Origin of the sequence: Roseomonas chloroacetimidivorans (assembly GCF_049629625.1) — a bacterium.
Lineage (GTDB): Bacteria > Pseudomonadota > Alphaproteobacteria > Acetobacterales > Acetobacteraceae > Roseomonas > Roseomonas chloroacetimidivorans.
This window is the reverse complement of sequence record NZ_JBNBZS010000039.1, coordinates 22,915-47,771: the sequence shown is the minus strand read 5'-3', so window position 1 is coordinate 47,771 and position 24,857 is coordinate 22,915. Positions and strand designations below refer to the sequence as shown.

The 24,857-nt window shown below is 68.8% G+C and carries 26 protein-coding genes; 6 read left to right on the top strand and 20 right to left on the bottom strand.

Features of this window, described 5'->3' with window-relative positions:
* Positions 1-148 precede the first annotated feature (148 nt).
* The 4 genes from ACO1BU_RS23650 to ACO1BU_RS23635 are packed head-to-tail and all read right to left on the bottom strand — an operon-like array spanning position 149 to position 2,486.
* Positions 149-1,036 (bottom strand): polyprenyl synthetase family protein, encoded by an 888-nt coding sequence (locus tag ACO1BU_RS23650; protein WP_424138431.1) that lies wholly within the window; start codon positions 1,034-1,036, stop codon positions 149-151.
* 8 nt (positions 1,037-1,044) lie between these two features.
* Positions 1,045-1,296, bottom strand: a complete 252-nt coding sequence (locus ACO1BU_RS23645; protein WP_424138426.1) for an exodeoxyribonuclease VII small subunit — start codon at positions 1,294-1,296, stop codon at positions 1,045-1,047.
* 15 nt (positions 1,297-1,311) lie between these two features.
* Positions 1,312-2,235 carry a histone deacetylase family protein gene (locus ACO1BU_RS23640; protein ID WP_424138425.1) on the bottom strand — a complete coding sequence of 308 codons (924 nt, stop codon included), beginning with the start codon at positions 2,233-2,235 and terminating at the stop codon, positions 1,312-1,314.
* Complete coding sequence (locus ACO1BU_RS23635; protein ID WP_424138430.1) at positions 2,235-2,486, bottom strand: sulfurtransferase TusA family protein; 252 nt, start codon at positions 2,484-2,486, stop codon at positions 2,235-2,237. The genes ACO1BU_RS23640 and ACO1BU_RS23635 overlap by 1 nt, the downstream gene beginning before the upstream one ends.
* Positions 2,487-2,671: 185 nt before the next feature.
* On the opposite strand from ACO1BU_RS23635, the gene ACO1BU_RS23630 reads away from it, so the two are divergent.
* Both ACO1BU_RS23630 and ACO1BU_RS23625 read left to right on the top strand, forming a co-directional pair.
* Positions 2,672-3,568, top strand: coding sequence for an ROK family protein (locus ACO1BU_RS23630; RefSeq protein WP_424138424.1), 897 nt, complete (start codon positions 2,672-2,674; stop codon positions 3,566-3,568).
* A 56-nt stretch (positions 3,569-3,624) separates the two neighbouring features.
* A complete protein-coding gene (locus ACO1BU_RS23625; RefSeq protein ID WP_424138423.1) occupies positions 3,625-4,887 on the top strand; it encodes a DNA polymerase IV in 1,263 nt (420 codons plus the stop codon).
* Position 4,888: 1 nt separating this feature from the next.
* Here ACO1BU_RS23625 and ACO1BU_RS23620 read toward each other — a convergent pair whose 3' ends face one another.
* Genes ACO1BU_RS23620 through dapD form a run of 3 tightly spaced genes read right to left on the bottom strand, consistent with a single transcriptional unit; the run spans position 4,889 to position 7,412 of the window.
* Positions 4,889-5,461, bottom strand: a complete 573-nt coding sequence (locus ACO1BU_RS23620) for a hypothetical protein (protein WP_424138422.1) — start codon at positions 5,459-5,461, stop codon at positions 4,889-4,891.
* On the bottom strand, positions 5,449-6,576 hold the full coding sequence (gene dapE / locus ACO1BU_RS23615; protein WP_424138421.1) for a succinyl-diaminopimelate desuccinylase: 1,128 nt from the start codon (positions 6,574-6,576) through the stop codon (positions 5,449-5,451). The genes ACO1BU_RS23620 and dapE overlap by 13 nt, the downstream gene beginning before the upstream one ends.
* Complete coding sequence (gene dapD, locus ACO1BU_RS23610; protein ID WP_424138420.1) at positions 6,576-7,412, bottom strand: 2,3,4,5-tetrahydropyridine-2,6-dicarboxylate N-succinyltransferase; 837 nt, start codon at positions 7,410-7,412, stop codon at positions 6,576-6,578. The genes dapE and dapD overlap by 1 nt, the downstream gene beginning before the upstream one ends.
* Positions 7,413-7,641: 229 nt before the next feature.
* Here dapD and ACO1BU_RS23605 point away from each other — a divergent pair, with 229 nt between their 5' ends.
* Complete coding sequence (locus ACO1BU_RS23605) at positions 7,642-8,763, top strand: DUF2336 domain-containing protein (RefSeq protein ID WP_424138419.1); 1,122 nt, start codon at positions 7,642-7,644, stop codon at positions 8,761-8,763.
* Positions 8,764-8,782: 19 nt separating this feature from the next.
* Here the strand turns inward: ACO1BU_RS23605 and argB are convergent, their stop codons facing one another.
* The 6 genes from argB to rpmH form a co-directional block, all read right to left on the bottom strand.
* Positions 8,783-9,667 carry an acetylglutamate kinase gene (gene argB, locus ACO1BU_RS23600; RefSeq protein WP_424138429.1) on the bottom strand — a complete coding sequence of 295 codons (885 nt, stop codon included), beginning with the start codon at positions 9,665-9,667 and terminating at the stop codon, positions 8,783-8,785.
* A gap of 207 nt (positions 9,668-9,874) precedes the next feature.
* Positions 9,875-10,546 (bottom strand): ribosome biogenesis GTP-binding protein YihA/YsxC, encoded by a 672-nt coding sequence (yihA, locus tag ACO1BU_RS23595; protein ID WP_424138418.1) that lies wholly within the window; start codon positions 10,544-10,546, stop codon positions 9,875-9,877.
* Positions 10,543-12,306 (bottom strand): membrane protein insertase YidC, encoded by a 1,764-nt coding sequence (yidC, locus tag ACO1BU_RS23590; RefSeq protein ID WP_424138417.1) that lies wholly within the window; start codon positions 12,304-12,306, stop codon positions 10,543-10,545. The genes yihA and yidC overlap by 4 nt, the downstream gene beginning before the upstream one ends.
* 12 nt (positions 12,307-12,318) lie before the next feature.
* Entirely contained in the window at positions 12,319-12,552 is a 234-nt protein-coding gene (gene yidD, locus ACO1BU_RS23585; RefSeq protein ID WP_424138416.1) for a membrane protein insertion efficiency factor YidD, read from the bottom strand.
* On the bottom strand, positions 12,549-12,890 hold the full coding sequence (gene rnpA / locus ACO1BU_RS23580; RefSeq protein WP_424138428.1) for a ribonuclease P protein component: 342 nt from the start codon (positions 12,888-12,890) through the stop codon (positions 12,549-12,551). Before rnpA ends, yidD begins: the two co-directional genes overlap by 4 nt.
* 41 nt (positions 12,891-12,931) lie before the next feature.
* Positions 12,932-13,066 carry a 50S ribosomal protein L34 gene (rpmH, locus tag ACO1BU_RS23575; protein ID WP_424138427.1) on the bottom strand — a complete coding sequence of 45 codons (135 nt, stop codon included), beginning with the start codon at positions 13,064-13,066 and terminating at the stop codon, positions 12,932-12,934.
* A 300-nt stretch (positions 13,067-13,366) separates the two neighbouring features.
* Between rpmH and ACO1BU_RS23570 the strand changes: the two genes are divergently transcribed.
* The 3 genes from ACO1BU_RS23570 to ACO1BU_RS23560 are packed head-to-tail and all read left to right on the top strand — an operon-like array spanning position 13,367 to position 16,680.
* Positions 13,367-14,737 (top strand): FAD-dependent oxidoreductase, encoded by a 1,371-nt coding sequence (locus tag ACO1BU_RS23570; protein ID WP_424138415.1) that lies wholly within the window; start codon positions 13,367-13,369, stop codon positions 14,735-14,737.
* A 51-nt stretch (positions 14,738-14,788) separates the two neighbouring features.
* Positions 14,789-15,580 carry a 3-hydroxybutyrate dehydrogenase gene (locus ACO1BU_RS23565; RefSeq protein WP_424138414.1) on the top strand — a complete coding sequence of 264 codons (792 nt, stop codon included), beginning with the start codon at positions 14,789-14,791 and terminating at the stop codon, positions 15,578-15,580.
* Entirely contained in the window at positions 15,577-16,680 is a 1,104-nt protein-coding gene (locus tag ACO1BU_RS23560) for a patatin-like phospholipase family protein (RefSeq protein WP_424138413.1), read from the top strand. Before ACO1BU_RS23565 ends, ACO1BU_RS23560 begins: the two co-directional genes overlap by 4 nt.
* Before the next feature lie 31 nt (positions 16,681-16,711).
* Here the strand turns inward: ACO1BU_RS23560 and ACO1BU_RS23555 are convergent, their stop codons facing one another.
* The 7 genes from ACO1BU_RS23555 to ACO1BU_RS23525 all read right to left on the bottom strand — a co-directional run bounded on the left by ACO1BU_RS23555 (position 16,712) and on the right by ACO1BU_RS23525 (position 24,805).
* A complete protein-coding gene (locus ACO1BU_RS23555) occupies positions 16,712-17,803 on the bottom strand; it encodes an HlyD family secretion protein (protein WP_424138412.1) in 1,092 nt (363 codons plus the stop codon).
* Positions 17,804-17,821: 18 nt separating this feature from the next.
* A complete protein-coding gene (locus ACO1BU_RS23550) occupies positions 17,822-19,471 on the bottom strand; it encodes an MFS transporter (protein WP_424138411.1) in 1,650 nt (549 codons plus the stop codon).
* Entirely contained in the window at positions 19,468-19,938 is a 471-nt protein-coding gene (locus ACO1BU_RS23545; protein ID WP_424138410.1) for a MarR family winged helix-turn-helix transcriptional regulator, read from the bottom strand. The genes ACO1BU_RS23550 and ACO1BU_RS23545 overlap by 4 nt, the downstream gene beginning before the upstream one ends.
* A 104-nt stretch (positions 19,939-20,042) precedes the next feature.
* Entirely contained in the window at positions 20,043-21,227 is a 1,185-nt protein-coding gene (locus ACO1BU_RS23540) for a class I SAM-dependent rRNA methyltransferase (RefSeq protein ID WP_424138409.1), read from the bottom strand.
* A gap of 45 nt (positions 21,228-21,272) precedes the next feature.
* Positions 21,273-22,232 (bottom strand): DMT family transporter, encoded by a 960-nt coding sequence (locus ACO1BU_RS23535; protein WP_424138408.1) that lies wholly within the window; start codon positions 22,230-22,232, stop codon positions 21,273-21,275.
* On the bottom strand, positions 22,165-22,944 hold the full coding sequence (locus ACO1BU_RS23530) for an aldolase (RefSeq protein ID WP_424138407.1): 780 nt from the start codon (positions 22,942-22,944) through the stop codon (positions 22,165-22,167). Before ACO1BU_RS23530 ends, ACO1BU_RS23535 begins: the two co-directional genes overlap by 68 nt.
* A gap of 580 nt (positions 22,945-23,524) precedes the next feature.
* On the bottom strand, positions 23,525-24,805 hold the full coding sequence (locus ACO1BU_RS23525) for an MFS transporter (protein WP_424138406.1): 1,281 nt from the start codon (positions 24,803-24,805) through the stop codon (positions 23,525-23,527).
* Positions 24,806-24,857: the final 52 nt, after the last annotated feature.

The window sequence follows — 24,857 nt, the reverse complement described above, 5'->3', positions numbered from 1 at the left end:
ACCGTCTCGGCCCGTAACTCATCCGCCAGCTGCCGCAACTGCTCCGGCGAGAAATTCCGCAGGTCCGCAGGCACGCGAACCCGGTCCAGCAACGGCGTCTCAGGCACGGAGCTCATGACGGTTTCCTTAGTTCGTTCCTGAATCAACGCTAGTTCTTCCGCCGGATGACATGGTCGGCGAGGGCGCGCAGCAGGTCGGCACGTTCGTCGAAACCATCGAGATGCTTCTTGGCCTGCTCAACCAGCCGCTCGGCCTGGGCCCGGGCCCGCTCCGGCCCCAGCAGGCCCAGCAGGGTCGCCTTGCCCGCGCCCGCGTCCTTGCCGGTGGCCTTCCCGGCCTCCTCCGGCGTCGCGGTCAGGTCCAGCAGGTCGTCCGCGATCTGGAAGGCGGCACCGATCTCTCGGCCATAGAAGACCAGGCACTGGCGCGGCGCCGCGGCGGCCTTGCCGAGAATGGCACCTGCCTCTGCCGAGAACTCGATCAGCTTGCCCGTCTTGAGAAGCTGGAGTCGCCCGATCTGGGCCTCGTCGAGGGGTTTTGTCGCCTTCTCCGCCAACATGTCGAGCATCTGTCCGCCCACCATGCCCCGTGCCCCGGAGGCGCAGGCCAGTTGCAGGCACAGTTCCGCCCGCACGGCTGGGTCCGAATGGGTCTCGGGCGCGGCCAGGGTGAGGAAGGCCTGGGTCTGGAGGGCATCGCCCACCAGGATGGCCGTGGCCTCGTCCCAGGCGCGGTGAACGGTCGGCTTGCCCCGGCGGAGGTCGTCATTGTCCATCGCCGGCAGGTCGTCATGCACCAGCGAATAGGCGTGCAGCATTTCCACCGCCGCCGCCACGCGCAGCGCCGAACGGCGGGCCACGCCGAACTGCCGCGCGCTCTCGAGAACCAGGAAGGCGCGCATCTTCTTGCCACCGCCCATGGTGGCGTAACGCATGGCGGCGAAGAGCGAGCGCTCGTCCCCCTCCTCCGGTGGCAGCAGCCCGTCCAGCGCCTCATCGACCTCGGAGGCCGCGGCGGTCATCGCTTCCTGCAACATCGCCGTGCTCACTCCACGTCCCGCAGGGTCGGGCCGGCGGCGCCGGGCACCAGGGCCTGCACCCGCGCTTCGGCCTCGGCCAGCTTACGCTCGCAATGGGCCCGCAGCGCCGTGCCGCGCGCATAGGAGTCCATCGCTTCCTCCAGCTTGGCCTGACCGCCTTCCAGGCGGCGCACGATGCCCTCCAATTCGGTCATCGCCTCCTCGAAAGACAGACTCTCCACATCGGGGAGGCCAGGGGAGTGTTCAGGGTCAGACATTCGATCAATCCGGTATCACGCGCTCATCAGGGCGCGCACATGTGCGGCCGCGGAGCGGGCAAGAGCGCCGAGGTCGTAGCCGCCTTCCAGCATGGACACCACCCGCCCGCCACAGACGACGTTGGCAAGTTGGCCAATCGCCTCCGTGATCCAGGCGAAATCCGCTTCCACCAGGCGCAACGAGGCGAGCGGGTCGGCGCGGTGGGCATCGAAGCCCGCCGAGATGATGATCAGCCCTGGGGCGAAGGATTCGACGGCGGGGAGGATCTCATGTTCCCAGACCCGCCGGAAGCCGTGACCCTCCGTTCCCGCCGGCAGCCCCACATTGAGGATGTTGCCCACCCCCCGTTCCGAGGGCGCCCCCGTGCCAGGATAGAGCGGCATCTGGTGCGAGGAGGCGAGCATCAGGCTCGGCTCATTCCAGAAGGCCGCCTGGGTGCCGTTACCGTGATGCACGTCGAAGTCCAGCACGGCGACCCGCGCCACCCCGTGCACGACCTGGGCATGACGGGCGGCGATCGCAGCGTTGGAGAAAAAGCAGAAGCCCATGGCGGTCTCCGGCTCGGCATGATGGCCGGGCGGACGGACGGCACAGAAGGCGCGGGGGAATTCCCCGCTCATGACGCAGTCCACCGCCTCCACCCCGGCGCCGGCGGCGCGCAGCGCGGCCTCGGCGGAATGGGCGTTCATTCCGGTGTCGCCGTCGATCTGGACGCTCTCCCCCTCCGCCGGGCGGGTGGAGAGAATCCGGTCCACATAGGTGGCCGGATGCACGCGCAACAGTTGCTCGCGGCTCGCCTCGGGCGCCTCGGCGCGCACGAGGTTCGAGAACTCCTGCGCCTCCAGCGCCTGCATCACGACCCGCAGGCGATCCGGGCATTCCGGGTGGTACGGGCCGTTCTCGTGGCGCAGGCATGCCGGGTGTGTCAGCAGCAGCATCAGCCGGCGTCCCCTGCCCCGGGTCCGGCAGGCGGATCGTCCCGCTTGCGCAGCGTGTAGCGATAGACGCCCGCCGCTTCGCTGAAGGAGACCAGGGCATGGCCGGTTTCCCGGCAGAAAGCCTGGAAGTCGGCCACGCTGGCGGCATCCGTCGCCAGCACGGTCAGCCGCGCGCCGGCAGGCAGGCCGCGGAGGGCCTTATTAGCCTTCAGCACCGGCAGCGGGCAGCTCAGCCCCTGGACGTCGAGCACGGTTTCGGGCCGTTCGCCGGGCTTGGGGGTGGCTGCCCTGGGCGCGCCGGGCTTGGGAGGGTTCGGGGATGCAGCCATGAGACCGGCCAATCCACCACCTGGAACGCCGCAAGTCCAGCGCACCGAACGAGGCTGTGACCGCCCAACCGCTGGACGGCGCCGCGGCGCCCCGGCATTCATCGCGCATGACCATCAAGCTCGGCGTAGACCTTGGCGGAACCAAGACGGAGATCGTCGCGCTGGACGAGGCCGGCGAGGTCTTGTTGCGCCGCCGGAAGCCCACCGGCAGCGGCTATGCGGCCATCCTTGAGACCATCGTTTCGCTGGTGCGGGAGGCCGAGGAGGAACTGGGGCGGAAGGGTACGGTCGGGGTCGGCATCCCCGGTAGCATCAATCCGCACACCGGCCTGGTCCGTAACGGCAATACCCAGGCGCTGAACGGCAACCCGCTGGACAAGGATCTGGCCGCCGCCCTGGGCCGGGAGGTCCGGGTGATGAACGACGCCAACTGCCTGGCAATGAGCGAGGCGGCGGACGGGTCCGGCAAGGGCTATCCGGTGGTCTTCGCGGCCATCCTCGGCACTGGTGTTGGCGGGGGCTGGGTGGTCGATGGGCGACCGCTGGACGGGCTGAACCGCGTGGCCGGGGAATGGGGCCATACCCCCCTGCCCTGGATGAAGCCAGAGGAATTCCCCGGCCCGAAATGCTGGTGCGGCCGCCATGGCTGCCTGGAGACCTTCCTTTCCGGCCCCGCCCTGGCCGCGGACACGGACGGGCCGGGAAACCGCAACGCCAGCACCATCGATGACCGCGCCCGGGCCGGCGATCCCGTGGCCCAGGCCGGGCTGGAGCGCCATGCGGATCGGCTGGCGCGCGCCCTGGCCATGATCGTGAACATCATGGACCCCGACGTGATCGTCCTCGGCGGCGGGGTCTCGAATTTCCAGCATCTCTACACCGATGTGCCGGACCTTATGGCGCGCTGGATTTTCGGGGACGCGAAGAAGGTGAATCTGGTCCAGGCGAAGCATGGCGACAGCTCCGGCGTCTTCGGCGCCGCCCGGCTCTGGGATAAGGGCTGATCCCGGCGGGAAGAGCGACTCGGGCGGGCGTTCCCGTTCCGTGCTAGGGCCGCGCCATGCCCTCGCTCTGCCGGGACTGTTTCACGACTGCCACGGATGACCGCCGCCGATGCGCGGCCTGCGGGTCGGCGAGGATGGCCGCCCACCCCGAACTCTTCGCCCTGCCCATTGCTCATATCGACTGCGACGCCTTCTTCGCGAGCGTCGAGAAACGCGACCGCCCGGAGTTGGCCAGCCGACCGGTGATCGTGGGCGGCGGCCAGCGCGGGGTGGTCTCCGCCGCCTGCTATGTCGCCCGGACACGCGGCGTGAAATCCGCCATGCCAATGTTCAAGGCGCTGAAGGCTTGCCCGGACGCGGTGGTCATCAAGCCTGATTTCAGGAAATACGTGGCGGCCTCGCGCCAGATCCGCACCCTGATGGAAGGGCTGACGCCGCTGGTGCAGGCCATGTCCATCGACGAGGCGGTTCTGGACCTGTCCGGTACCCAGGCCCTGCACGGCGCCCCACCGGCCGTGGCCCTGGCCCGCTTTGCGCGACAGGTGGAGCGAGAGGTCGGCGTCACCGTCTCCATCGGCCTCGCGCCTAACCGCCTTCTGGCCAAGATCGCGGTGGAGCGGGACAAGCCGCGCGGCCTGGCCTGCATCGGCGCGGCCGAGGCGGCCGCCCTGCTCGCGCCGGAAGCCGTCACCATCCTGCCGGGCATCGGCCCTGCCTTCGCGGCGAAGCTTGCCGGCATGGGCTTCTCCACCCTCGGCCAGCTCCAATCCCTGGATCTGCGGGACGCGCTGCGGCGCTTCGGGGAGGATGGCCCGAGCTTGGTGGCCCGCGCGCGGGGTGAGGACTCCCGCCCCGTCCGCCCGGAGCGCGAGACCAAGTCAATCTCCGCCGAGACGACCTTCGAGCGCGACCTGACCCTGCCGGCGGAGATGGAACCGATCCTCTGGCGTCTGTGCGAGAAGCTGGCCCGGCGGCTCGGCGAGAAGGGCTTTGCCGCCGGGGGCGTGGTGCTGAAGCTGAAGACCAGCCGCTTCGCCCTCCGCACCCGCCATGTCCGCCTGCCCGGCGCCAGCGCGGTGCCGGAGACGATCTATGCCGCGGCCAAGCCGCTCCTGGCGCGGGAGGCGGATGGCACGGCCTTCCGTCTGATCGGCATCGGCGCCCAGCCGCTGGTGGAGGGCGCGAGTGCCGACAGGGGCGACCTGGCCGACCCCGAGGCGCCGCGCCGCGCCGCGCGCTGGGCGGCCATGGAGGCGCTGCGGTCCCGCTTCGGGGAGGGCGCCGTGCAGTCTGGCCGCAGCATGACCGGACGGCGCTGAATCAGCCGCCGAGGCGGGCTACCACCGAGGCGATGGACAGTCCGATCATCATATCCAGCAGCACGAAGACCGCCGCGCGCGGGCCGCTGATCCGAAGCGCCGCCCGGGTGACGAACCATTCGAGCCAAATGGCATAGCCAAAGGCGACCAGGGTCAATGCCGAGCCGAGGCCCCCGGGTATCAGGGGAGCCACCAAGCTCGCGGCAAGAAGCGCGGCGTATTGCGCCAGGTTGGTCCAGTTCCAGGCCGCGATGAAAAGCGGCCAGAGCGGCCCGCGGTCGGAAGCATCCACCAGCGCGACGGAAACCAGCGGGAACACCACCCAGCCCAGCACATAGCCGATCAGTTCAAGCGGCAGGCCGGCATCGAGCAGCGCGTCACCGCCGCGCGCACGGATCAGGAGGAATGGAACAAGGCAGAAGGCGCCTGCCCAGAAGGAGCGCGCCGCGCCCTGCGTCGAGAGAAGGGCAAAGCGCAGCCCTTCTTCCTTGCCCTGGCCAAGCAGCCAAGCGGCCCGGAGGCCTGCGACGATCTGGGCCTCCGCGGAGACAATGGGAGTATTCAGCCCAGGCACTCCCGGATGACCGCACCGTAGAGGGCGGCGAGGCGGCGCAGTTCGTCCACGGGCGTGCGCTCGTCAACCTTGTGCATGGTGCTGCCCACCGCGCCCAACTCCGCCACCGGGCAGAGCCGGGTGATGAAGCGGGCGTCGGAAGTGCCGCCGCCTGTGTCCAGCGTTCCCTCCTCCCCCGTTTCCGCCCGCACGGCGCGGCGCAGCGCGTCCACAAAGGGGCCGGGCTCCGTCAGGAAAGCCTCGCCGGAGCAGGAGAACCTGGCCTCGTGCTTCGGGGCTTCCTCCGCCAGGATGCGGCGGATCCAGGCCTCCAGGCTCGCGGCGGAATGCGTCGGGTTGAAGCGGATGTTCAGCCGGGCGAAGGCCTTGGCCGGCACGATATTGTTCGTGGGGTTGCCGACATCCACCGTGGTGACCTGCAGGGTACTGGCCTGGAACCACTCGGTCCCCTCGTCGAGAGGCTTCTCGGTGAGCCGGTAGAGCACCCGCCCGAGCCGGTGAATCGGGTTGTCCGCACGCTCGGGATAGGCGACGTGGCCCTGCATGCCGTGGATGGTGAATTCGGCAGAGAAGCTGCCGCGGCGGCCGATCTTGATCGTGTCCCCCAGCCGCACCTTGCTCGTGGGCTCGCCCACCAGACACATGTCGGGAACGAGATGGTTCTCCGCCATCCAGTCCAGCACCTTGGTGGTGCCGTCGACCGCCTCGCCCTCCTCGTCTCCGGTGATGAGGAAGGAGAGCGTGCCCTTGTCGGCCGTTCCGCTGGCCACCGCATCGGCGGCGGCCGCGACGAAGGCCGCCACGCCTCCCTTCATGTCCACCGCGCCGCGCCCGTAGAGCACCCCGTCCTCGACCGTCGCGGCGAAGGGCGGATGCGCCCACCCCTCCCCTGGCGGCACCACATCGGTGTGCCCGGCAAAGCAGAGATGCGGCCCGTTGCCGCCGGAGCGGCGGATCGCAAAAAGGTTTTCCACCTCCCCGAAGCGCAGCCGCGTGCACTGAAAGCCCAGCGGCTCCAGCGCCCGCTCAAGCACCGCGATAGCGCCGTTATCCGCCGGGGTAACGGAGGCGCAGCGGATGAGATCCTGCGCGATGGGAAGGGGATCGGCTGCCATCAGTCGCGCAGCAGCTCGTTGATCGAGGTCTTCTCGCGCGTACGCGCGTCCACCCGCTTCACGATCACCGCGCAGTAGAGCGACGGTCCGGGCGTGCCGTCCGGCAGCGGCTTGCCGGGCAGGCTGCCGGGCACCACCACGGAATAGGCCGGCACGCGCCCGACGAAGACCTCGCCCGTCGCACGGTCGATGATCTTCGTGGAGGCACCGAGGAAGACGCCCATGGAGAGGACGGAGCCGCGCTCGACGATCACACCCTCGGCCACCTCGGAACGGGCGCCGACGAAGCAGTCATCCTCGATCACCACCGGATTGGCCTGCAGCGGCTCCAGCACGCCACCAATGCCGACGCCGCCGGAGAGGTGGCAGTTCTTCCCGATCTGCGCGCAGGAACCGACCGTGGCCCAGGTGTCCACCATCGTGTTGCGGTCCACATAGGCGCCGAGATTGACGAAGCTCGGCATCAGCACCACGCCCGGCGCGATATAGGCGGAGCGGCGCACCACGGCGCCCGGAACCGCGCGGAAACCGGCCTCCTTGAAGCGGTTCTCGCCCCAATCTGCGAATTTCAGCGGCACCTTGTCATAGGCACCCGCGGCCGTATCCATCGGCACGCTGTCCTCCAGCCGGAAGGAAAGCAGCACGGCCTGCTTCAGCCACTGGTTCACCCGCCAGCCGCCATTCCCGTCCGGCTCGGCGACGCGGGCCTTGCCGGAATCCATCGCTTCCAGCGCCGCCTCAATGGAGTCGCGGTCTTCGCCCCTGGTGGCGGAGGTCAGGTCGGCACGGCGCTCCCAGAGCGCCTCGATACGGGGCTGAAGGGCGGAGAGGTCCATCTTCGGGTCCTGAGAAGCGGGGGCGGACCCCATCGCGCGGTCCCGACGGGCTGTCAACGCGCCGCAGCGCCGCTTGGCGTAAAGGCGGCGCGGGATTCAGCCTTCTTTCACCGGTGGCGCGCAGCCTGGGCCAGCAACGGGGTTCCGCGCCGCCCATCCGGGTAGCGCGCGACCCCGGCCACCGCAGGAGGCGATGATGGATGGCGGCACGGTTCCTTCACCCCGTCGCATGGATGACGCGACGCGGGCCCGGCTGGCGGAGCGGGCGGATACGGCACCCGAGATGCTCTTCTTCCTGGCCAATGACCCGGCCATCACCGTGCGCGCCGCCATCGCTGCGAACGCGGCCACGCCGCCGCTCGCCGACCAGGTCCTGGCCCGCGATTCGGAACCGGGGGTGCGGCGGGTGCTCGCGCGCAAGCTCGCCTCGCTGGCGCCCCTGCTAGACCCGGCGAGCTCGGACCGCCAGCGCCGGACCACCTGGGACACGCTTTGCCTGTTGGTGGAGGATGATGTCATCGCTGTTCGCGCGGCGGTCACGGAGCTGGTGGCCGAGCAACCCGATGTCCCGCGCGCGCTGATCCTACGCCTGGCGCGGGATGTCGCCATGGCCGTGGCGGAGCCGGTCCTGCGCGGCTCTCCGCTGCTGGAGGAGGAGGACCTTCTTCTGTTGATCGCCGATCCACCCGTGCCCGAGACGCTGGTGGCCATCGCCCGCCGCCCAAACCTTCCCGAGGCGCCCTCGGATGCCATCGCAGCCCGGGCGGATGTTCCGGCCGTCGCGGCGCTGCTGGCCAATGGCACGGCCCGGATCCAGGAAGCGACGCTACTGGCCATCGCGGCCCGGTGCGGCACGGTGGCCGCCTGGCAGGCCGCGATCGTGCGCCGCCCGGCCCTGAGTGGCGCGGTGGTCCGCAGCCTTCAGGGCGTTCTGGCAGAGGAGGCGCTGCACCTCCTCCTCACCCGCACTGACCTGGACATGGTGACACCCGGCACCCCGCGCGCCGGGGCACCTTTCCCCCGGCCCGCCGCCGCCCAGTCCTGGGGCATGGACGAGAAAAGCTTCACCAGTGCCGCACGGCTCGCGCAGGTATCGGATTGCGCCCGCATCCTCGCGGGGCTGAGCGGACTGCCGGCCGGGGTCGTGTCGAGGGCCCTGGCGCTGCGGCAGGGGCCCGTCACGGTCGCACTCTGCTGGAAGGCGGGGCTCTCCACGCGGGCCGCCGCGCTTGCGCAGATGCGGCTGGCGGGCAGCAGGCCCGAGGAGCTTCTGGCCCAGCCCGGCACGGGCTGGGCCATGGAGCCGGAGACGATGCAGGCCCTGGTGGACGGCCTTCTCGTCCCGGCCTGATCGAGAACGCGCGCTGGCGCTACGGCTTGATGAGGGTTCCCGGGCCACCGGCCGTGAACAGCTCTGCCAGCACCGCATGGGGCACCCGGCCGTCCAGGATCACGGCCCCCTGCACGCCCTTCTCGATGGCGTAGATGCAGGTTTCGACCTTCGGGATCATGCCGCCCGAGATCCAGCCGGCTTCGATGCCAGCGCGTACCTCGGCCACCGTCATCTCGGGGATGTGGTTCCCATCCGGGCCACGCACGCCCGGCACGTCGGTCAGCATCAGCAGCCGCGCCGCCTTCAGCGCGCCGGCAATGGCGCCCGCGGATGTATCGGCATTGATGTTGTAGGTCTGGCCATCCGCCCCCACGCCCACCGGGGCGACCACGGGCACGATGTCTGCGCCGATCAGCAGCTCCAGCACCTTGGTGTCGACATGCTCCGGCTCCCCGACGAAGCCGAGGTCGATCTCCCGCTCCTCATTCGTCTGCGGGTCGCGCATGGTGCGCTGCGCCTTGCGGGCGCGAATCAGGTTGCCGTCCTTGCCCGAAATACCGACCGCAATGACGCCCGCGCGGGTGATCGCCTCGGCCACCTGCTTGTTCACCGTGCCGGCCAGGACCATCTCGACCACATCCACCATGCCGGCATCCGTGACGCGGAGCCCGTTGATGAAAGTGGACTTCACGTCCAGCCGCTTGAGCATGGCGTTGATCTGCGGCCCGCCGCCATGCACCACCACGGGGTTCACGCCCACCTGCTCCAGCAGCGCGATGTCGCGGCCGAAGCGCAGGGCGCTCTCCTCCTCGCCCATCGCGTGGCCGCCATACTTCACCACCACGATCTGGTCATCATAGCGCTTCAGATAGGGCAGCGCGCCGGCAAGGATGGCCATCTGATCTTGCGCGTCGGTGCTCATGACATTCCCCGGAAGGCGGCCCGAAAGGTCGGGCGCGTCGCGCCCGGCCGGGCCGCGCGCAATCCCCGGGGTGGTAAGGGGCACGGCACGGCGCGGTCAACCCGGGGCGGGCGCATGTGCGGCCTGCCCGCAGCAAAGCCTTCTCCGCAATCGGGCCGCGGAGCCTGGAAGGCCCTGCTGCCCAGACCCCCTGCCCGGCTCCGGCCGTCAGCCCGCCGCAGCGATCTCTGCCAGGGCCGCCCGCAGCTCCGGAATGCCCGTGCCCTTCGCTGAGGACGTCGTGATCACCACGGGATGAGCGGCGACGCGCTTCCGGACGATCTCCGCCATTTCCTCCTGCCGCCTGACGAGGCGGGAGGCGGGCTTTGTGTCGTCGGACTTGGTCAGGACGATCTGGAAGGGCACGGCGGCCTCGCCCAACAGGTCCATGGCCGCGCGGTCGCCGTCCTTCGTCTCAATCCGGGCATCCATCAGCAGGAAAACCCGGCGCAGCGTCGGACGACCACGTAGATAGTCGAACATCAGGCCCTGCCAGTCAGCCTTCACGGCCTTGCTGGCCTGGGCGAAGCCGTAACCGGGCATGTCCACGAGGGTAAGGGGATGCTCCGTCCCCTCACCAGCAGCGAAGAAGTTGAGCTGCCGCGTGCGGCCGGGCGTGTGGGAGACGCGGGCCAAGGCGTTCTGCCCGGCCAGCGCGTTGATCAGGGAAGACTTGCCCACATTGGAGCGCCCGCAAAAGGCTATCTCCGGTCCCGTCGTCGGGGGCAGCCCTTCCAGCTTCTGCGCGGCGAAGAAGAACCGGACCGGGCGGGCGAAAAGCAGGCGCCCGGCTTCGATCCGGGCTGCCTCCTCCGCATCGCGGGTATCCGCCCCCGTCACGTTCGTGCCGCGGCCTTCTCGAGCCGCCGTACCTCCCGGTCATGCCGGGTGATGTAATACTGCTGGGCGACCGAGAGCAGGTTGTTCCAGGACCAGTAGATCACCAGGCCCGCCGGGAAGCTGGCCAGCATGAAGGTGAAGATGATCGGCATGAAGCCGAACAGCTTGGCCTGGATGGGATCCGGCGGCGTCGGGTTCAGCTTGAACTGAACGTACATGGTGATGCCCATGATGATCGCCCAGGCCGGCATGTGCAGGAACAGGGGCGGATCCCAGGGGATCAGGCCGAACAGGTTGAACAGGTTGGTCGGGTCGGGCGCCGAAAGGTCGCGGATCCAGCCGAAGAAGGGCGCGTGCCGCATTTCGATGGTGACGAACAGCACCTTGTAGAGCGCGAAGAAGACCGGGATCTGGATCAGGATGGGCAGGCAGCCGGCGGCAGGGTTGACCTGCTCCGCCTTGTACATGGCCATCATCTCCTGCTGCAGCTTCGCAGGATCGTCCTTATGGCGCTCCTTCAGCTCCTGCATCTTCGGCCCCAGCGCCTTCATGCGGGCCATCGACTTGTAGGACTTGCTCGCCAGCGGGAAGAACAGGCCCTTCAGCACGATCGTGAAGATCAGGATCGCCACGCCGAAATTACCGACCACGCCGAAGAGCCAGTCGAGCGCATAGAAGAACGGCTTGGTCAGGAACCAGAAGTAGCCGAAATCGACGGCCGAGTAGAAATCCTTGATACCCAGGTTATCAGTATAGGCATCAAGCAGCTTCACCTCCTTCGCGCCGGCGAAGAGGCGGGTGGCGAAGCCGGCCGTGGCGCCGGGCGCTGCGGTCACGGGGCCAGTCGGCGCGAAATCCACCTGCCAGCGGTCCTGCCCGTTCTCCTGCGTCACACGGAAAGCGGCATGGTTCCGCGAGGACTGGTCCACCGGCGCAATGGCCGCCAGCCAGTACTTGTCGGTGAAGCCAGCCCAGCCGCCGGCGCTGTCGCTCTCAAAGGCCGGGGCGCCATTGCGGCGCGCCGCCTCGGTCTTGGCATCGGCGTACTTCACTTCGCGCAGACGCTCGTCGACCACGCCGACGAAGCCCTCATGCAGGATGTAGTACCCGGCGACATGGGGCGTGTGCTCGCGGCGCACCCGGGCCCAGGGCAGGACCTGCGCAGGCTCGGAGCCCGTGTTCACCACGCGCTGCTCGGCCGTGACCATGAAGTTCTGGTCGAGGGAGAGCGCGATCTCGAAGCGCTGGCCCTGGCCGTTGTCCCAGCGGAGGGTGACGGGGGTGGAAGGCGTCAGGGTGGTGCCTTCGGCCGTCCAGTCCGTGTTCGGGCCGGGCACGGCGGTGCGGCCATCTGCGGCCGTCCAGCCCCATTGCGCGAAATAGGACGCATTGTCCTCGCGCGGGGCCAGCAAGCGAACATTGGGGCTGCCGGGCTGGATGGTCTCGCGATAGTCGCGCAGCACCAGGTCGTCGATGCGGGCGCCGCGCAGGTTCACGCTGCCTTCCACGCGCGGGCTCTCGATCCGCAGGCGCGGGGCGGGGCTGGTCGGCGCGCCGTCATTCGGGCCGGTGCTGGCGACTCCCGCCGGATTCAGGGCTGTGTTCCCCTGAGGCAGCGGCACGGAGCTGGTCTGCGACTGCTGGACCTGCTGCGCGGCCTGACGCTGGGCGGCGTCCCGGGCAGGACGGTTCCACACGTCGAAGAGCAGCAGGATGCCGATCGAGATCGCAATCGCGGCAAGGAGACGCTTGTTGTCCATCGGGTCCGGCGTTCAGGTCTTCGTCGCGGGCGGCACGGGATCGTAGCCGCCCGGGTTCCAGGGGTTGCAGCGGAGAATGCGGCGGGCGGTCAGGGCGGTGCCGCGCAGCGCGCCGTGCTCCGTCAGGGCCTCGATCGCGTAGGCACTGCAATGAGGATGGAATCGGCAATTCGCGCCGATGAAGGGACGCAGCGTGAACTGGTAGGTGCGCACGCCGATCTTCAAGACCTCGGCTGCGGGGTTCATAGGGGCACGCCGGTCTGCTTCAGCGCCCCGCGCAGATCACCCTGCAGTTGGGTGAAGGGACGATCCCGCGTCTCGTCGCGGCCGATCAGCACGATGTCCCATCCGGCAGGCGGCGAATCGCCCAGGACCAGCCGCGCGGCCTCGCGCAGGCGCCGCTTGGTGCGGTTGCGCACCACGGCATTGCCGACCTTTTTTGTTACAGTGAAGCCAAGGCGCAAAGGCCCACCCGTCTCCGGCAGGGCCTGGATCACCAGCCCCGGCCGGGCGACGCGCTTTCCGCGCTGGGCGGCGCGCAGGAAATCGCGCCGCTTCTTCATCCGGGGCAGCTTCATGGGCAGGTGACCAATGGGGCGCCGGTCACAGGCGCCCCCGTAAGGCCTCAGGCCGACAGCTTCTTGCGGCCCTTGGAGCGGCGGTTGGCCAGAACCTTGCGGCCGCCCACCGTCTCCATGCGGGACCGGAACCCGTGCCGGCGCTTCCGGACGAGCTTGGAGGGCTGGTAAGTACGCTTCACGGCAAGACGCTCCGTCAGGGTGCGGGCCGGCCCGGATCGAAAGGGCGGCTTCGAATGGTGTGGTCCGGACGGCACCGCCGACCGGTCTTTCGCCGGTCCACCCGGCCACCTCGTTCGCGGCCAGGAATAGGCACGCGGACACAGGCAGCCGCGGCGGGATGCCCGGCGCGGGTGGCGCTGTATAGAAAGCGTGTCACGCCCGCGTCAACCGAAGCCTGCCCCCTACCCTTCCTGGCGCACGGCGTTATCCAAGGCCCGCCGCGGCCTGGGCCGGGGGTATGCAGCGCCGGAAGGGGATTTATGCCAGAGACCGACATCGCCGTAATCGGGGCCGGCGAGGCCGGACGTGGCGTGGCGGCCCTGGCGGCCGCGCTTGGCCTGCGCGTCACGCTGTTCGAGCGCGGCCCCATGGGCGGCGAGGCGCCGGACCCCGAGATTGCCCAGGCCGCGTTGCGCGCCTGTGCCGCCCGGGCTGCAGCCATGCGGGGCGGCCCGCGCTTCGGCATCGGCACGGGTGAGGCAAAAACGGACTGGCTGGCCCTGCGCACTCACCTGGCCGCCGCAGATGCGGAAGCCGCACCCGACTCCACCCAGGCCCGGTTCGAGGCCATGGGTGTGGAGGTTGTCCGCACCGCCGCGCATTTTGCCGGCCCGGACTCGGTGGGTGCCGCCGGCCGGGAATGGCGGTTCCGCCGCGCGGTTATCGCCGCCGGCGCCGCCCCGATCGTGCCAGCGCTGGAGGGGCTGGAATCCATCCCCTATCTGACCGTCGACACGCTCCACGGCCTCGAATCGGCGCCGGAGCACCTCGTCATTCTCGGCGGCAGCGGCTTCGGGTTGGAGATGGCCCAGGCCTTCGCCCGGCTGGGATCCCACGCCACGGTAATCGAGCCCGCCCGAATCGCGCCGGAGGCCGATCCGGAATTGGCGGAGGGGCTGGCCCGCGCGCTGCGGCGGGACGGCGTGACCCTGATAGAGGGTCATGAAATCGCGCGCGTTGAGCGGAGGCCGGGCGGTTTCACCCTGCTCCTTGCCGATGGAACGCGGCTGGATGGATCGCATCTGCTGCTCGCCATGGGCCGGATGCCCCGGCTCGCCGGGCTGGACCTGACCGCCGCCGGGTTGGCCGCGCAGGAAGGCGGCCTGACCGTCGATGCCGGGCTGCGGCTACTGGGAAGCCGCCGCGTCTGGGCAGCGGGCGGCGTTCTGGGCCGCCCCGGTGCCGGGGATGTAGGCATCCTAGCCCGCAGCATGCTGTTCCGGGCGCCCAGCACATCGGAACTTCCAGTGCCAGTGCGGGCGATCCGCACCGAGCCGGCCCTGGTCCAGCTCGGCGCGACGACGCCGGAGGACAGCGTCGAGGCCCTTCGCTGGCCCCTGGCCGATACGGCCCGCGCGGCGGCGGAGGGCATCTTCGAAGGGCTGGTGAAGCTCTCGGTGGACCGCCGCGGGCGGCTGGTCGGGGCCAGCCTCCTCGCCGCCGGCGGGTTGGAAATGGCGGGGATGCTCGCCATGGGCCTCGGCCGCCCGGTTTCGGACCTGGCCTCGGTCTCCCTGCCCCATCCCGCGCTTTCCGCCGCCATTGCCCGCGCGGCACTGGAGCACCGGGCGCCGATGCTGACCCACCCCTCCCTTCGCTGGCTCGCGGGGATTGCGAAGCGGCTGCCTTAGGCTTCTCCTGCCGCAGCCCGGCCCGCCCGGGCCTACCGAGGAAGCTTGCGCATGACAAAGTCCCTGGAGGGCCGCACCGCCCTCGTCACCGGCTCCACCAGCGGAATCGGCCTCGCTATCGCCCTTGCCTTCGCCCGGGAGGGGGCGCGGGTCATGCTGAACGGCTTTGGCACGCCCGAGCAGATCGCCGCCGCCCGGGCCGAGGTCGCTTCCGTGCAGGGGGGCGAGACGCCCTATTCCGGCGCCGACCTCTCCAGGGCCGAAGGCGTGCGGCAGATGTGCGCTGAGGCCACCGCCGCGCTCGGGCAGGTGGACATCCTCATCAATAACGCGGGCATCCAGTTTGTCAGCCCCGTGGAGGAGTTCCCGGAGGAGAAGTGGGACGCGATCCTCGCGATTAATCTTTCCTCGAACTTCCACGCCATCAAGGCGCTGCTTCCCGGGATGAAGCAGCGGAACTGGGGGCGGATCGTCAACATTGCCTCCGCCCATGGCCTCGTCGCCTCGCCCTATAAAGCCGCTTACGTCGCGGCCAAGCACGGGGTGGTCGGGCTGAACAAGACGGTCGCGATCGAGGTCGCGCGCACCAATGTGACCTGCAATGCCATCTGCCCGGGCTTCGTCCGCACCCCGCTGGCGGAGGCGCAGGTCGCCCCCCTGGCGAAGAAGCACGGCGTTTCCGAGGAGGTCGCGCTGGCCGACTACCTGCTGGAGAAGCAGCCCAGCAAGCGCTGGGTGGAGGTGGAGGAGGTGGCCCAGATGGCCGTCTATCTCTGCGGCCCGAATAGCGGGGCGGTGAACGGTTCCGCCCTTTCGATCGACGGCGCCTGGACCGCCTCTTGAGCGCCGCGCCCGAAGGCGGGAAGGAGGGGCTGCCCCCGATCGAGGGCACCCCGGCCGCCCCCGCCGTCGCACGCTCGACAGCACCACACCGGATTAACCTCGCCCTCCAGGGCGGAGGCACTCATGGTGCCTTCACCTGGGGCGTGCTGCTGCGCCTGCTGGAGGAGGAGTCGATCGAGGTAGCCGCAATCTCCGGCACCTCCGCCGGTGCCATCAATGGCGCGGCCTTCGCCCAGGGTATGGCTGAGGGAGGCCGGGCAGGCGCGGCGGCGCTGCTGGACCGGCTTTGGACCGCGATTGGCACCCGCGCAGCCTTCAGCCCGCTGCGGAACAGCCCCTTCGAGGAGCTTCTCTGGGGTCCCGATCTCAGCCGCAGCTTCGCCTGGCAGGCCTTCGACACGATCACCCGGCTCTTCTCGCCCTATCAGCTCAATCCCTTCCCCATTGAGATGAACCCGCTACGGCGGGTACTGGAGGAGGTGCTGGACCTGGGCGTCCTCTGCGCCCATCCGGAGGCGCCCCGGCTCTTCGTGACGGCCACCAATGTCCGCACCGGCAAACCACGCGTCTTCGCCCGCCATGAGGTGACGCGGGAGGCGCTGCTCGCCTCCGCCTGCCTGCCCAACCTGTTCCGCGCCGTGGAGATCGATGGCGAGGCCTTCTGGGATGGTGGCTACATGGGCAATCCGGCGCTCTGGCCGCTCTATGACAGCGGCGGCCCGCCGGACATCGTGCTGGTGGGGATCAACCCCCTCTCCCGCCCGGATATCCCGCAGACCGTGCAGGATATTAACACGAGAATCAATGAGATCGGCTTCAATGCTTCGCTGATGTATGAGATGCGTGCGATCGAGTTCGTGCAGCGCCTGGTGGACCAGGGGGTGCTGAAGCCACCCCGCTACCAGCGCCTTTTCATCCACCTGATCCAGGATGAGGAGCATATGCGCCAGCTGGATATTTCCACCAAATACAATGGGGAATGGGGCTTTCTTATCAGCCTGCGCGAGAATGGCCGGGCAGCGGCCGAGGCTTGGCTGGCAGAAAATCGCGCGGCGCTCGGCCGGCGGGACAGCGTGGATCTGCGCGCGCGCTTCCTTTAGCGCGCGCAGCCGGCGCGCCGTGCCGGGCCGCTCAGTTCTGTGCGGCCTTGACGCTGCTATCCTCCGAGCCGGCCAGCACGGGGGCAGCCGTGTTGATCCGGACGACCACGGACATGCCGGGCGCCAGCTCGCGGGCGAGTGGCTGGTTCGGGTCGATAGCGATCCGCACAGGCAGGCGCTGGGCCACCTTGGTGAAGTTGCCTGTGGCGTTATCCGCACGGATCACGCTGAACTCCGATCCGGTGGCGGGTGAAAAGCGCTCGATCCGCCCGGTCAACTCAGCGCCCCGCAGAGCGTCCACCCGGAAGGTGACGGGCTGTCCGACCCGCATGCCCGCAAGCTGTGTCTCCTTGTAATTCGCGACCACCCAGCGCCGGTCGGGCACCAGGGAAGTGATCTGCGTGCCGGCCGTGACATACTGCCCGACGCGCGCCCCCACCTCGCCCAAACGCCCGTCGCCCGGCGCGAGGATGCGGGTATTCTGGAGGTCGATCTCGGCCAGACGCATGGAGGCCTCGGCGCCCTGCACGGCGGCCTCCAGATTGGTGCGGGTGGCCAGGGTCTCAGCCAGGGATTGCTGCGCCACGCTTTCGGATGCCCGGGCCTGGGCCAGCCCCGCCTCAGCCTGCCGCAGCGCGGCGCGCACCGTGTCGCCCTGGGCCCGTGACTGGATGTTCTGCTCGATCAGGGGCTCGATCCGGCGCAGATCCGCCTGAGCCTTGGTCAGCACCGCCTCCGCATTCTCGATCTGCGCGTGGGCGACCTCGATCTGCGCCTCCTTGGTGCGGCGTTGAACATCGAGGTTGCTCAGGGCCGCCTGGCTGGCGGCGAGCTGGGCCCGCGCCTGCGCCACTCGCTGCTGGAAGATCCGGTCGTCGATCCGCGCCAGCAGATCGCCTTCCTTTACTTCGGCATAGTCCTGCACGGGGATCTCGACGAGGTAGCCGGCCACCTGCGGGCTGACCGTGGTGACGAGGCCACGCACATAGGCGTCGTCCGTGACCTGCACCGTCGAGGTGAAGGGGGGCAGCCGCCAGGTGTAGAGAACGAGAAGGACGCCCACGAGCCCGATAAGAAGGGCGGGAATGGTGGCACGCGAGCCGGGGAACTTCGGGAAGGTCATGGGATCCTGCGTTGGGGGTCAGGCCGCCTGGGCCGCGCGTGCTGCCACGCGCCGCCCGCGCCAGACGAGAAGCTGGTGAATGATGAGGCCGAGAAGGCAGAAGGCGGAGACGACGGCGACCGCGAGGAAGAGGTCGTTATAGGCAAGGACATAGGCCTCGCGCGTCGCCACCTGCCCGAGCAAGGCGGAGCCCTCCGCACCGCGGAGCGCCTGATCCCCTAGGACGCGCGCATAGGAGGCCCCGTATTGCTGGATCCGCTGCGCGACCAGCGGATCGGCAAGGGTGAGAGACTCCACGATCTGGCTGGAGTGGAATTTCTCCCGGACGATCACGAGGGTGCCGAGCGCGGAAGAACCGAGCAGTGACCCGAGATTCTGAGAGGCGAGGAACACCGCGAAGAAGCTGGTCAGGTAATTGATGCCGGCGCGCAGCGTGTGGCCGAATGCCCAGCCTACCGCCGGAGGCAGGAAGATGGCGCCGCCGAAGGCCACCAGCGCCTGGGAAACATAGAGGTCCTGCGGGCGGGTCAGGTTGGTCCCGTGGCTCTCCATCCAGGCGCCGATGGTGATCATCGCCAGCGCCACCAAGTGAATGGCGGCCCGGTTCTCCGGGCGGTTGATGAAGGAGACACTGAGGTAGCCGATCAGGGTGGCAAAGAAGATCACCCAGAGCATCCCGGCCATATGCTCGTTGAGCAGGCCGAGATTCTGGAAAAAGCCGATCACGCCCGTGGTCTGCTCAGACAGGATAAATCGGGCGAAGAACATCGACCCGCCGAACAGGATCATGTCGGTGGAGGAGAGCCAGTGCAGGTTCACGATGGGCTGGCTGCGGTTCAGCTCCACCGCGACCAGCAGGGTCAGCGCGCCGATGCCGCCGGCAAGGCAGACGCCGAGCCAGGGCGCCTCGGTCCACCAGTAATAACGACCGAGGCTCAGCACCACGGCCAGGAGCCCAAGCCCGACGACCAGGAGCGGCAAGCTGATGATGTCCACCCGGTCGAAGACCTTGGCCCGGGGCGGCGGGGTGATCGGCAAGAGGAAAACCAGGGCCAGCGCCATGACGGAGAGTGCCAGCTCCAGCATGTTCAGCTGGTCCCAGAGCCCCAGATCCAGCAGCTCAGGCGAGACCAGCCGGGCCAAAGGCGTCGCGATCTGGGACCCGATCAGGCCGAAGCCGATGCCGATGGTGAGCTTGTGCCGCGTCGGCAGCACTTCGAGCACATAGAGAAAAGCCAGCGTTTGGAGCGGCGCCGCCAGGAAGCCCGAGACGGCGCGCAGCAGCACGGCCGATTGCAGATCGCTCACCAGCAGATGGGCGAGCGACGCCATGACAAAGAGCGCCAGGCAGATCTTGGCGACGAGCCTCAGCCCGAACTGCGTACGGATCTTCCAGACCAGCAGAGAGGCCGTGATGCTCGTGGAGCTATAGGCCGCGGAGAGCCAGGCCGCCTCGTTGGTGGTTGCGCTGAAGGTGGCCTGCACCGCCTGGAGATTGGCCATGACCAGGTTGTTCCCATAACCCTGGGCGAGGCCGAAGATCAGGGAGGCAAAAATGTAGAGAAGCAGGCGCGGAAGTGGCGCCAGCTCGTCGGGCGGCTGTGGGGCCGGGGCAGGCGCTGGCGCGGCGACTCCTGCCCCCGGCATTGCCGCGGGGCTGTCACTCATCGTCCCGCCGTCTCCATGTCCGGCTCGGCCGGGATGCTGTCCAGTTCCTCGAGCCGTGCCGAGATGCTCTCGAGCACGCGCAACGCCGTCGCGATGTCTTCCCGCGGGATGGAACGAAGAACGCGCTCGCGCAGCTTGGCCGAGACAGCGTCCACCTCGGCGACCACAGGCGCCGCCTGCTCCGTCAGGACAATCCGGTTTGCGCGCGCATTGCCCGGCACCGGCTCACGCCGGATCAGGCCCTGCCGCTCCAGCCCATCCAAAAGGCGCACAAGGGTCGGGTGCTCCACCGAGAGCTGCTCGGCGAGGTCGCGCTGCATCACATCGCCGCCGCCCTGATGGAGCAGCAGGAGCGCGCGCGAGCGGCCCAAGGTCTGGCCGCTGTCGCGCAGCTCGGCATCCCACCGCGTGCGCCATTTCTGGGTCACGCGGCGGAGTGCCGTTACGAAATCCACGTCCAGGGCCATCTTCGCGATCTATGGTAGCTTGCTAACGTTAGCTTGCTAACTAATTCTCGAATCGGCGAGGTTCAAGGTCGTGGCGCGGGCTTTTCTGCACCGCAGCATTAATTCTAAGAAAGCTGGAAGGTCAGCGCCTTAAGATATGCACTTTCAGGTAGCATGGGATGTACGGGGTGGTCCGGCCCAGCTCCTGTCATCGCCAGGATCCGGGCATCCCGCCGCGCCCGCTGGATCCCGCCAATCACAGTGTCCGCGAACTCCCCGGACGGAACGTGGTGGCTGCAGGAGGCGATAAAGAGAAAGCCGCCCGGCGCGACCAGCCCTGCCGCCCGCCGCGCGAGCTGGGCATAGGCCCGGATCGCGGCCGGAATGTCCTTCCGGCTTTTCGCGAAGGCAGGTGGGTCGGCGACGACAACGCCGAAGCGCATGCCTTCCCGTCCCATCCGCTCGAGCGCCTCCATGGCCTCACCCCGAACAGCCTCCACCCGGTCCGCCAGCCCATTGCGCCGGGCGGTGCCCATGGCGGTGGCCAGGGCGTGCTCAGAGCGGTCCAGCAGGGTCACACGGGCCGCGCCAGCCGCCGCGGCCTGAAGCCCGAAGCCACCGGTGTGGCAGAAGGCGTCGAGCACCGTCTCGCCCCGGGCCAGATTGGCGACGCGGGCGCGGTTCTCCCGTTGGTCGAAGAACCAGCCGGTCTTCTGCCCACCCAGCGGGTCCACGGAGAAGCTGACTCCGCCCTCCTCCACCGTGCCGGCGGCGTCGGTTCCACGCAGTAGGGCGGTAACCTCGGGCAGGCCTTCCAGCGAGCGCACCCCGGCCTCGTTCCGCGCCACCACGGCGCGCGGGGCAACCAGGGTGTCCAACGCGCGCAGGATGGCGGGGGTGGCCATCTCCATACCGGCAGTGTTCGCCTGAAGGGCGATCAGATCGCCATAGCGGTCCAGGATCAGGCCGGGCAGCCCGTCAGCCTCGGCATGCACCAGGCGGTAATGCGGCGTCGGGAAGAGGCGGGTGCGGAGCGCCAGGGCATCGGCGATCCGTGCCTGCCAGAAGGCGTCATCGATCACCGCCGCGGGATCGCGGGACAGGCGGCGCGCAGCGATCAAGGAATGCGGGTTGAACTGGTGGATGCCGAGCCGGCTGCCGTCATCGCCCTCCACCCGCACCACGCTGCCGGGCGGGATGGCGCGGGCGGCCGGCGTCATGGCCACCTCGTTGGAGAAGATCCAGGGATGGCCGGACTTGGCGCGCCGGTCGCGGCCGGGCAGCAGGCGGATGATCGGAATATCTGACATGCGGCGCCCCAATAGGCCGGAACGGCGCGCCGCGCATCCGTCCTGTCAGTCCGTCCTGACGCTCTGCGGTGCCCGGACCGCGAGCAGGATGCCGCCCAGGGTCAGGGCCAGCGCCAGAACCTGCCGCCATCCAATCGGCTCGCCCAGGATAAGAGCGCCAGAGAGGACACCGATCAGTGGCGTACCCAGGGTGCCGATCGCCGCCACCCCGGCCGGCAGCACAGCCAGGGCAGCGAACCAGGTGAGATAGCAGAGGCAGAGCGGAACAGCCGCCAGGTAGAGAAAGGCAGCCCAGCCCTGCGGGGACAGGGCACCAAAGTAAAACTGTTCAGTCAGGACTGAGATAATCGCCAGCGGCAGGCAGCCGAGGCCCACCTGCCAGGCGACGGAAGTGATGGGGTTCAATCCCAGCGGGTTCCGCTTGAACCAGACCGTGGCCAGGGCGAAGAGGATCGAAGCCGCGAGAAGCAGAAGGACACCGGGCATCTTGGCCCAGTCCAGGGCCACCCCTTGTCCCGTGACCAGGACGGTCACACCAGCCATGCCGGCCAGCAGCGCGAGCAGGCGCTGGGCCGTTATCCGCTCCCCCAGCACCGGCCAGGCCAGGAGGGAGGCCCAGGCCGGCATGGTATAGCTGATCATCGCCCCCTCCCCCGCCCCGACATAGAGCAGGCCATAGGTCGCCAGCCCCATCCAGGCCGTGACGTTCAGGAGCGAAGACAGGACCAGCGCGCCGCGTTTTCCGACGGGAACGCTGAGCGGCAGGCCGCGCAGCAGTGCAAAGCCAGCCAGAACGAGGCTCGCCAACAGGCCGGCGAAGCCCCGGGCCGCCATGGGCGGAAGCTCGGTCAACAGGGCCTTAAGGATCGGCCAGTTCAGCCCCCAGCCCAGCGTGGTAAGGGCGACGCAGAGCAGCCCAACACGCCGCCCACGCGAATCAGTCGAGATAGTCCGGCTCCTCGCGTGCCAGGATTCGCTTGATACTCTCCAGGTGCAGCCGCGCACTTTCGCCGCCGCCGCGCATCTGCGCAGCGGTGCGCTCAGCCACCTCTTTCGGTACCGCCTTCAGCGGGCGGCCGGTGGCGAGGGCGAGGCGCTGCACCTCGGCCGCGCGCTCCAGGTAGTAGAGGTCGTCCCAGGCCTCGGCGATGGAAGGACCGACGACCATGACGCCGTGATTCTTCAGGAAGCCGATATCGGCTTGCTCCATCACGGCAGCGATGCGGTCACCTTCGGCGGAGTCCAGGGCCAGGCCATTATAATCCTCGTCCACCGCAGTCCGGCCGTAGAACTTCAGCGCGGTCTGGCCGGCCCAGACGAGTGGTGGGCCTTCCAGCATGGAAAGCGCCGTGGCGTTAGGCATATGGGTGTGGAACGCGGCCACCGCGCGCGGATGGCGAAGGTGCAGCCGCGCGTGAATATAGAAGGCGGTGGCTTCCGGCACCCCCTCCCCCGCCAGGACGTTGCCCTCGAGATCGCAGATCAGCAAGCGGGATGCCGTGATCTCCCCAAAGGCATAGCCATAGGGATTCACCAGCATCAGGTCCGGCCGGCCGGGCACCACCACGGAGAAGTGGTTGCAAATTCCCTCCTGCAGGCCCAGCCGTGCGGCCATGCGGAAGCAGGCCGCGAGATCCACCCGCGCCTGTCGGATCTCCGGCGTGTCGAGGCTGCTGTTACGGAGCAGCGGCGGGGTGGAAGAGTGCGCTTGCGCCATGGCGGATTCCGGCCTGGTAAGGCGCGCAAAATCGCTTGGGCGGACCCGGACCGCAAGGGCACGATGCGGGTTCGGGACGATCGCAAGAAAAAGGACGCCAGAGCTTACTGGCCCGGGCGCCCGCCGGGAAGCAGCGGCCAGATGTCTCCCTATCCCTGGCCGCTCGCGGCCAGCGCACGCTCCTGCCGCAAATCCCTCTCAGACTTGGCAATCAGGACCGAGCATGCCCCGAGCCCAAGGATCGTTCGGACGTAGTGAATGTCCTCCAGAAAGCAGATCGCGGAGGCGACGCCGAGAAGGGTCGCCGCAAGCCAGGGCCTTTCCCGGGTGAATCGCCAGAGCGGCGAGGTCAGCTGAGCGAAGAAGTTGACAATAGCATGCAATGATTAGTCCTCCTGGTGCGTGACGTTCTTATTTCCTGGCCGCGCACCAACCTTGGGCCGCTCAGGGCCGACACCCAAGTTTCGACTTGGAACGGATTGTGGCTACGTTGTTGCATTCCCCTGGGCGGCGGCGGCACCAAAGCGGGCAAGCACGGTGAGACTGCCCGCCGGGCAGAAGGTCCCGGTGCGGCGCTTTCTCACGCCGGCGCCACCTTTCGCGCCCGCGCCCCGAGCACCATCACCGCTGCGATGAGGCAAGCCGCGCCGGCCACATAGAAGGCCGGCAAGTAGCTGGAGAGCACATCCCGGCTCAGGCCGCCGCCGAAGGCCGCCGCTGCCGCGCCGAGTTGGTGCCCCATGAAGATCCAGCCGAAAACCAGCGGCGCCTTCTCCCGCCCGAAGGCCTGGCCAGCGAGCTTCACCGTCGGCGGCACCGTCGCGATCCAGTCCAGCCCATAGAAGACAGCGAAGATCGAGAGACCGTAGAGCGAGAAGGTGCTCATCGGCAGGAGGAGCAGCGAAAGGCCGCGAAGCCCGTAGTACCAGAAGAGCAGCTTGCGGCTGTCATACCGGTCCGAGAGCCAGCCCGAGGCGACGGTGCCCAGGAAGTCAAAGATGCCCATCAGCGCGAGTACCGAGGCCGCCTGAATTTCCTGCATCCCGAAATCCACGCATAGCGGGATGAAATGCGTCTGGATCAGCCCGTTGGTGGAGAGGCCGCAGACCGCGAAGCTGGCAAAGAGGATCCAGAAAACCGGGCTGCGCGACGCCTCGGCCAGGGTGGCGAAGGCGGTGCGCACGGGGTTGGCGGAAGGCGGCGCGGCGGGAGTGACCGGAGCGTCCGGCGCCTCGCCATAGGCACGCAGGCCGAGCTGCTCCGGCCGGTCGCACGCGAACAGCACCATGAGCACGCCCGCGACGGCACAGGCCACGAGAACCGGCGCCATGGCGATCCGCCAGCCCTGGTCCTCCGCCAGCCAAGCCGCGAGCGGAAGGAAGGCAAGTTGTCCCGTGGCGTTGGCGGCCGTCAGCATGCCCAGGACGAGGCCGCGTCGTTGCAAAAACCAGCGATTAGCCACTGTCGCGCCCAACACCATCGCCATCATGCCCGTGCCGAGGCCGATGATGACGCCCCAGAAGAGCCAGAGCTGCCAAAGCTGCGTCATCGCCGTGGAGAGCAGGCAGCCCGCGACGACCAGCGCCAACGCTGTCGCGACGGTCCGCCGCAGGCCGTAGCGCTGCATGATGGTGGCGGCGAAGGGGCCCATCAGGCCGAAGAGCAGGACGCGCAGGGCCAGAGCGCCGGAGATGGAGGCCGTCGTCCAACCCGTCTCCCGCTGGAGCGGCAGGAGCAGCGCGCCCAGGATGCCCATCGCGCCCGCCGAGGAGAGCGAGACGAGGAAGGTGAGCGCGACCATCGCCCAGCCATAATGGATCCCGTGCCGGGCCAGCCGCGCATTGAGGGCGGGCGCGAACATCAGGCGATACTCCTCGTCCAAGCACTGCGCGGTGTGGAAGCCAAGCGGAGGA

Bases quoted from the DNA above. Each gene is read 5' to 3' on its own strand.
- ACO1BU_RS23650 (WP_424138431.1), bottom strand. From the start codon at position 1,036: ATGTTGCAGGAAGCGATGACCGCCGCGGCCTCCGAGGTCGATGAGGCG.
- ACO1BU_RS23645 (WP_424138426.1), bottom strand. From the start codon at position 1,296: ATGTCTGACCCTGAACACTCCCCTGGCCTCCCCGATGTGGAGAGTCTG.
- ACO1BU_RS23640 (WP_424138425.1), bottom strand. From the start codon at position 2,235: ATGCTGCTGCTGACACACCCGGCATGCCTGCGCCACGAGAACGGCCCG.
- ACO1BU_RS23630 (WP_424138424.1), top strand. From the start codon at position 2,672: ATGACCATCAAGCTCGGCGTAGACCTTGGCGGAACCAAGACGGAGATC.
- ACO1BU_RS23625 (WP_424138423.1), top strand. From the start codon at position 3,625: ATGCCCTCGCTCTGCCGGGACTGTTTCACGACTGCCACGGATGACCGC.
- dapE (WP_424138421.1), bottom strand. From the start codon at position 6,576: ATGGCAGCCGATCCCCTTCCCATCGCGCAGGATCTCATCCGCTGCGCC.
- dapD (WP_424138420.1), bottom strand. From the start codon at position 7,412: ATGGACCTCTCCGCCCTTCAGCCCCGTATCGAGGCGCTCTGGGAGCGC.
- ACO1BU_RS23605 (WP_424138419.1), top strand. From the start codon at position 7,642: ATGGATGACGCGACGCGGGCCCGGCTGGCGGAGCGGGCGGATACGGCA.
- argB (WP_424138429.1), bottom strand. From the start codon at position 9,667: ATGAGCACCGACGCGCAAGATCAGATGGCCATCCTTGCCGGCGCGCTG.
- yidC (WP_424138417.1), bottom strand. From the start codon at position 12,306: ATGGACAACAAGCGTCTCCTTGCCGCGATTGCGATCTCGATCGGCATC.
- yidD (WP_424138416.1), bottom strand. From the start codon at position 12,552: ATGAACCCCGCAGCCGAGGTCTTGAAGATCGGCGTGCGCACCTACCAG.
- ACO1BU_RS23570 (WP_424138415.1), top strand. From the start codon at position 13,367: ATGCCAGAGACCGACATCGCCGTAATCGGGGCCGGCGAGGCCGGACGT.
- ACO1BU_RS23565 (WP_424138414.1), top strand. From the start codon at position 14,789: ATGACAAAGTCCCTGGAGGGCCGCACCGCCCTCGTCACCGGCTCCACC.
- ACO1BU_RS23555 (WP_424138412.1), bottom strand. From the start codon at position 17,803: ATGACCTTCCCGAAGTTCCCCGGCTCGCGTGCCACCATTCCCGCCCTT.
- ACO1BU_RS23550 (WP_424138411.1), bottom strand. From the start codon at position 19,471: ATGAGTGACAGCCCCGCGGCAATGCCGGGGGCAGGAGTCGCCGCGCCA.
- ACO1BU_RS23545 (WP_424138410.1), bottom strand. From the start codon at position 19,938: ATGGCCCTGGACGTGGATTTCGTAACGGCACTCCGCCGCGTGACCCAG.
- ACO1BU_RS23540 (WP_424138409.1), bottom strand. From the start codon at position 21,227: ATGTCAGATATTCCGATCATCCGCCTGCTGCCCGGCCGCGACCGGCGC.
- ACO1BU_RS23530 (WP_424138407.1), bottom strand. From the start codon at position 22,944: ATGGCGCAAGCGCACTCTTCCACCCCGCCGCTGCTCCGTAACAGCAGC.
- ACO1BU_RS23525 (WP_424138406.1), bottom strand. From the start codon at position 24,805: ATGTTCGCGCCCGCCCTCAATGCGCGGCTGGCCCGGCACGGGATCCAT.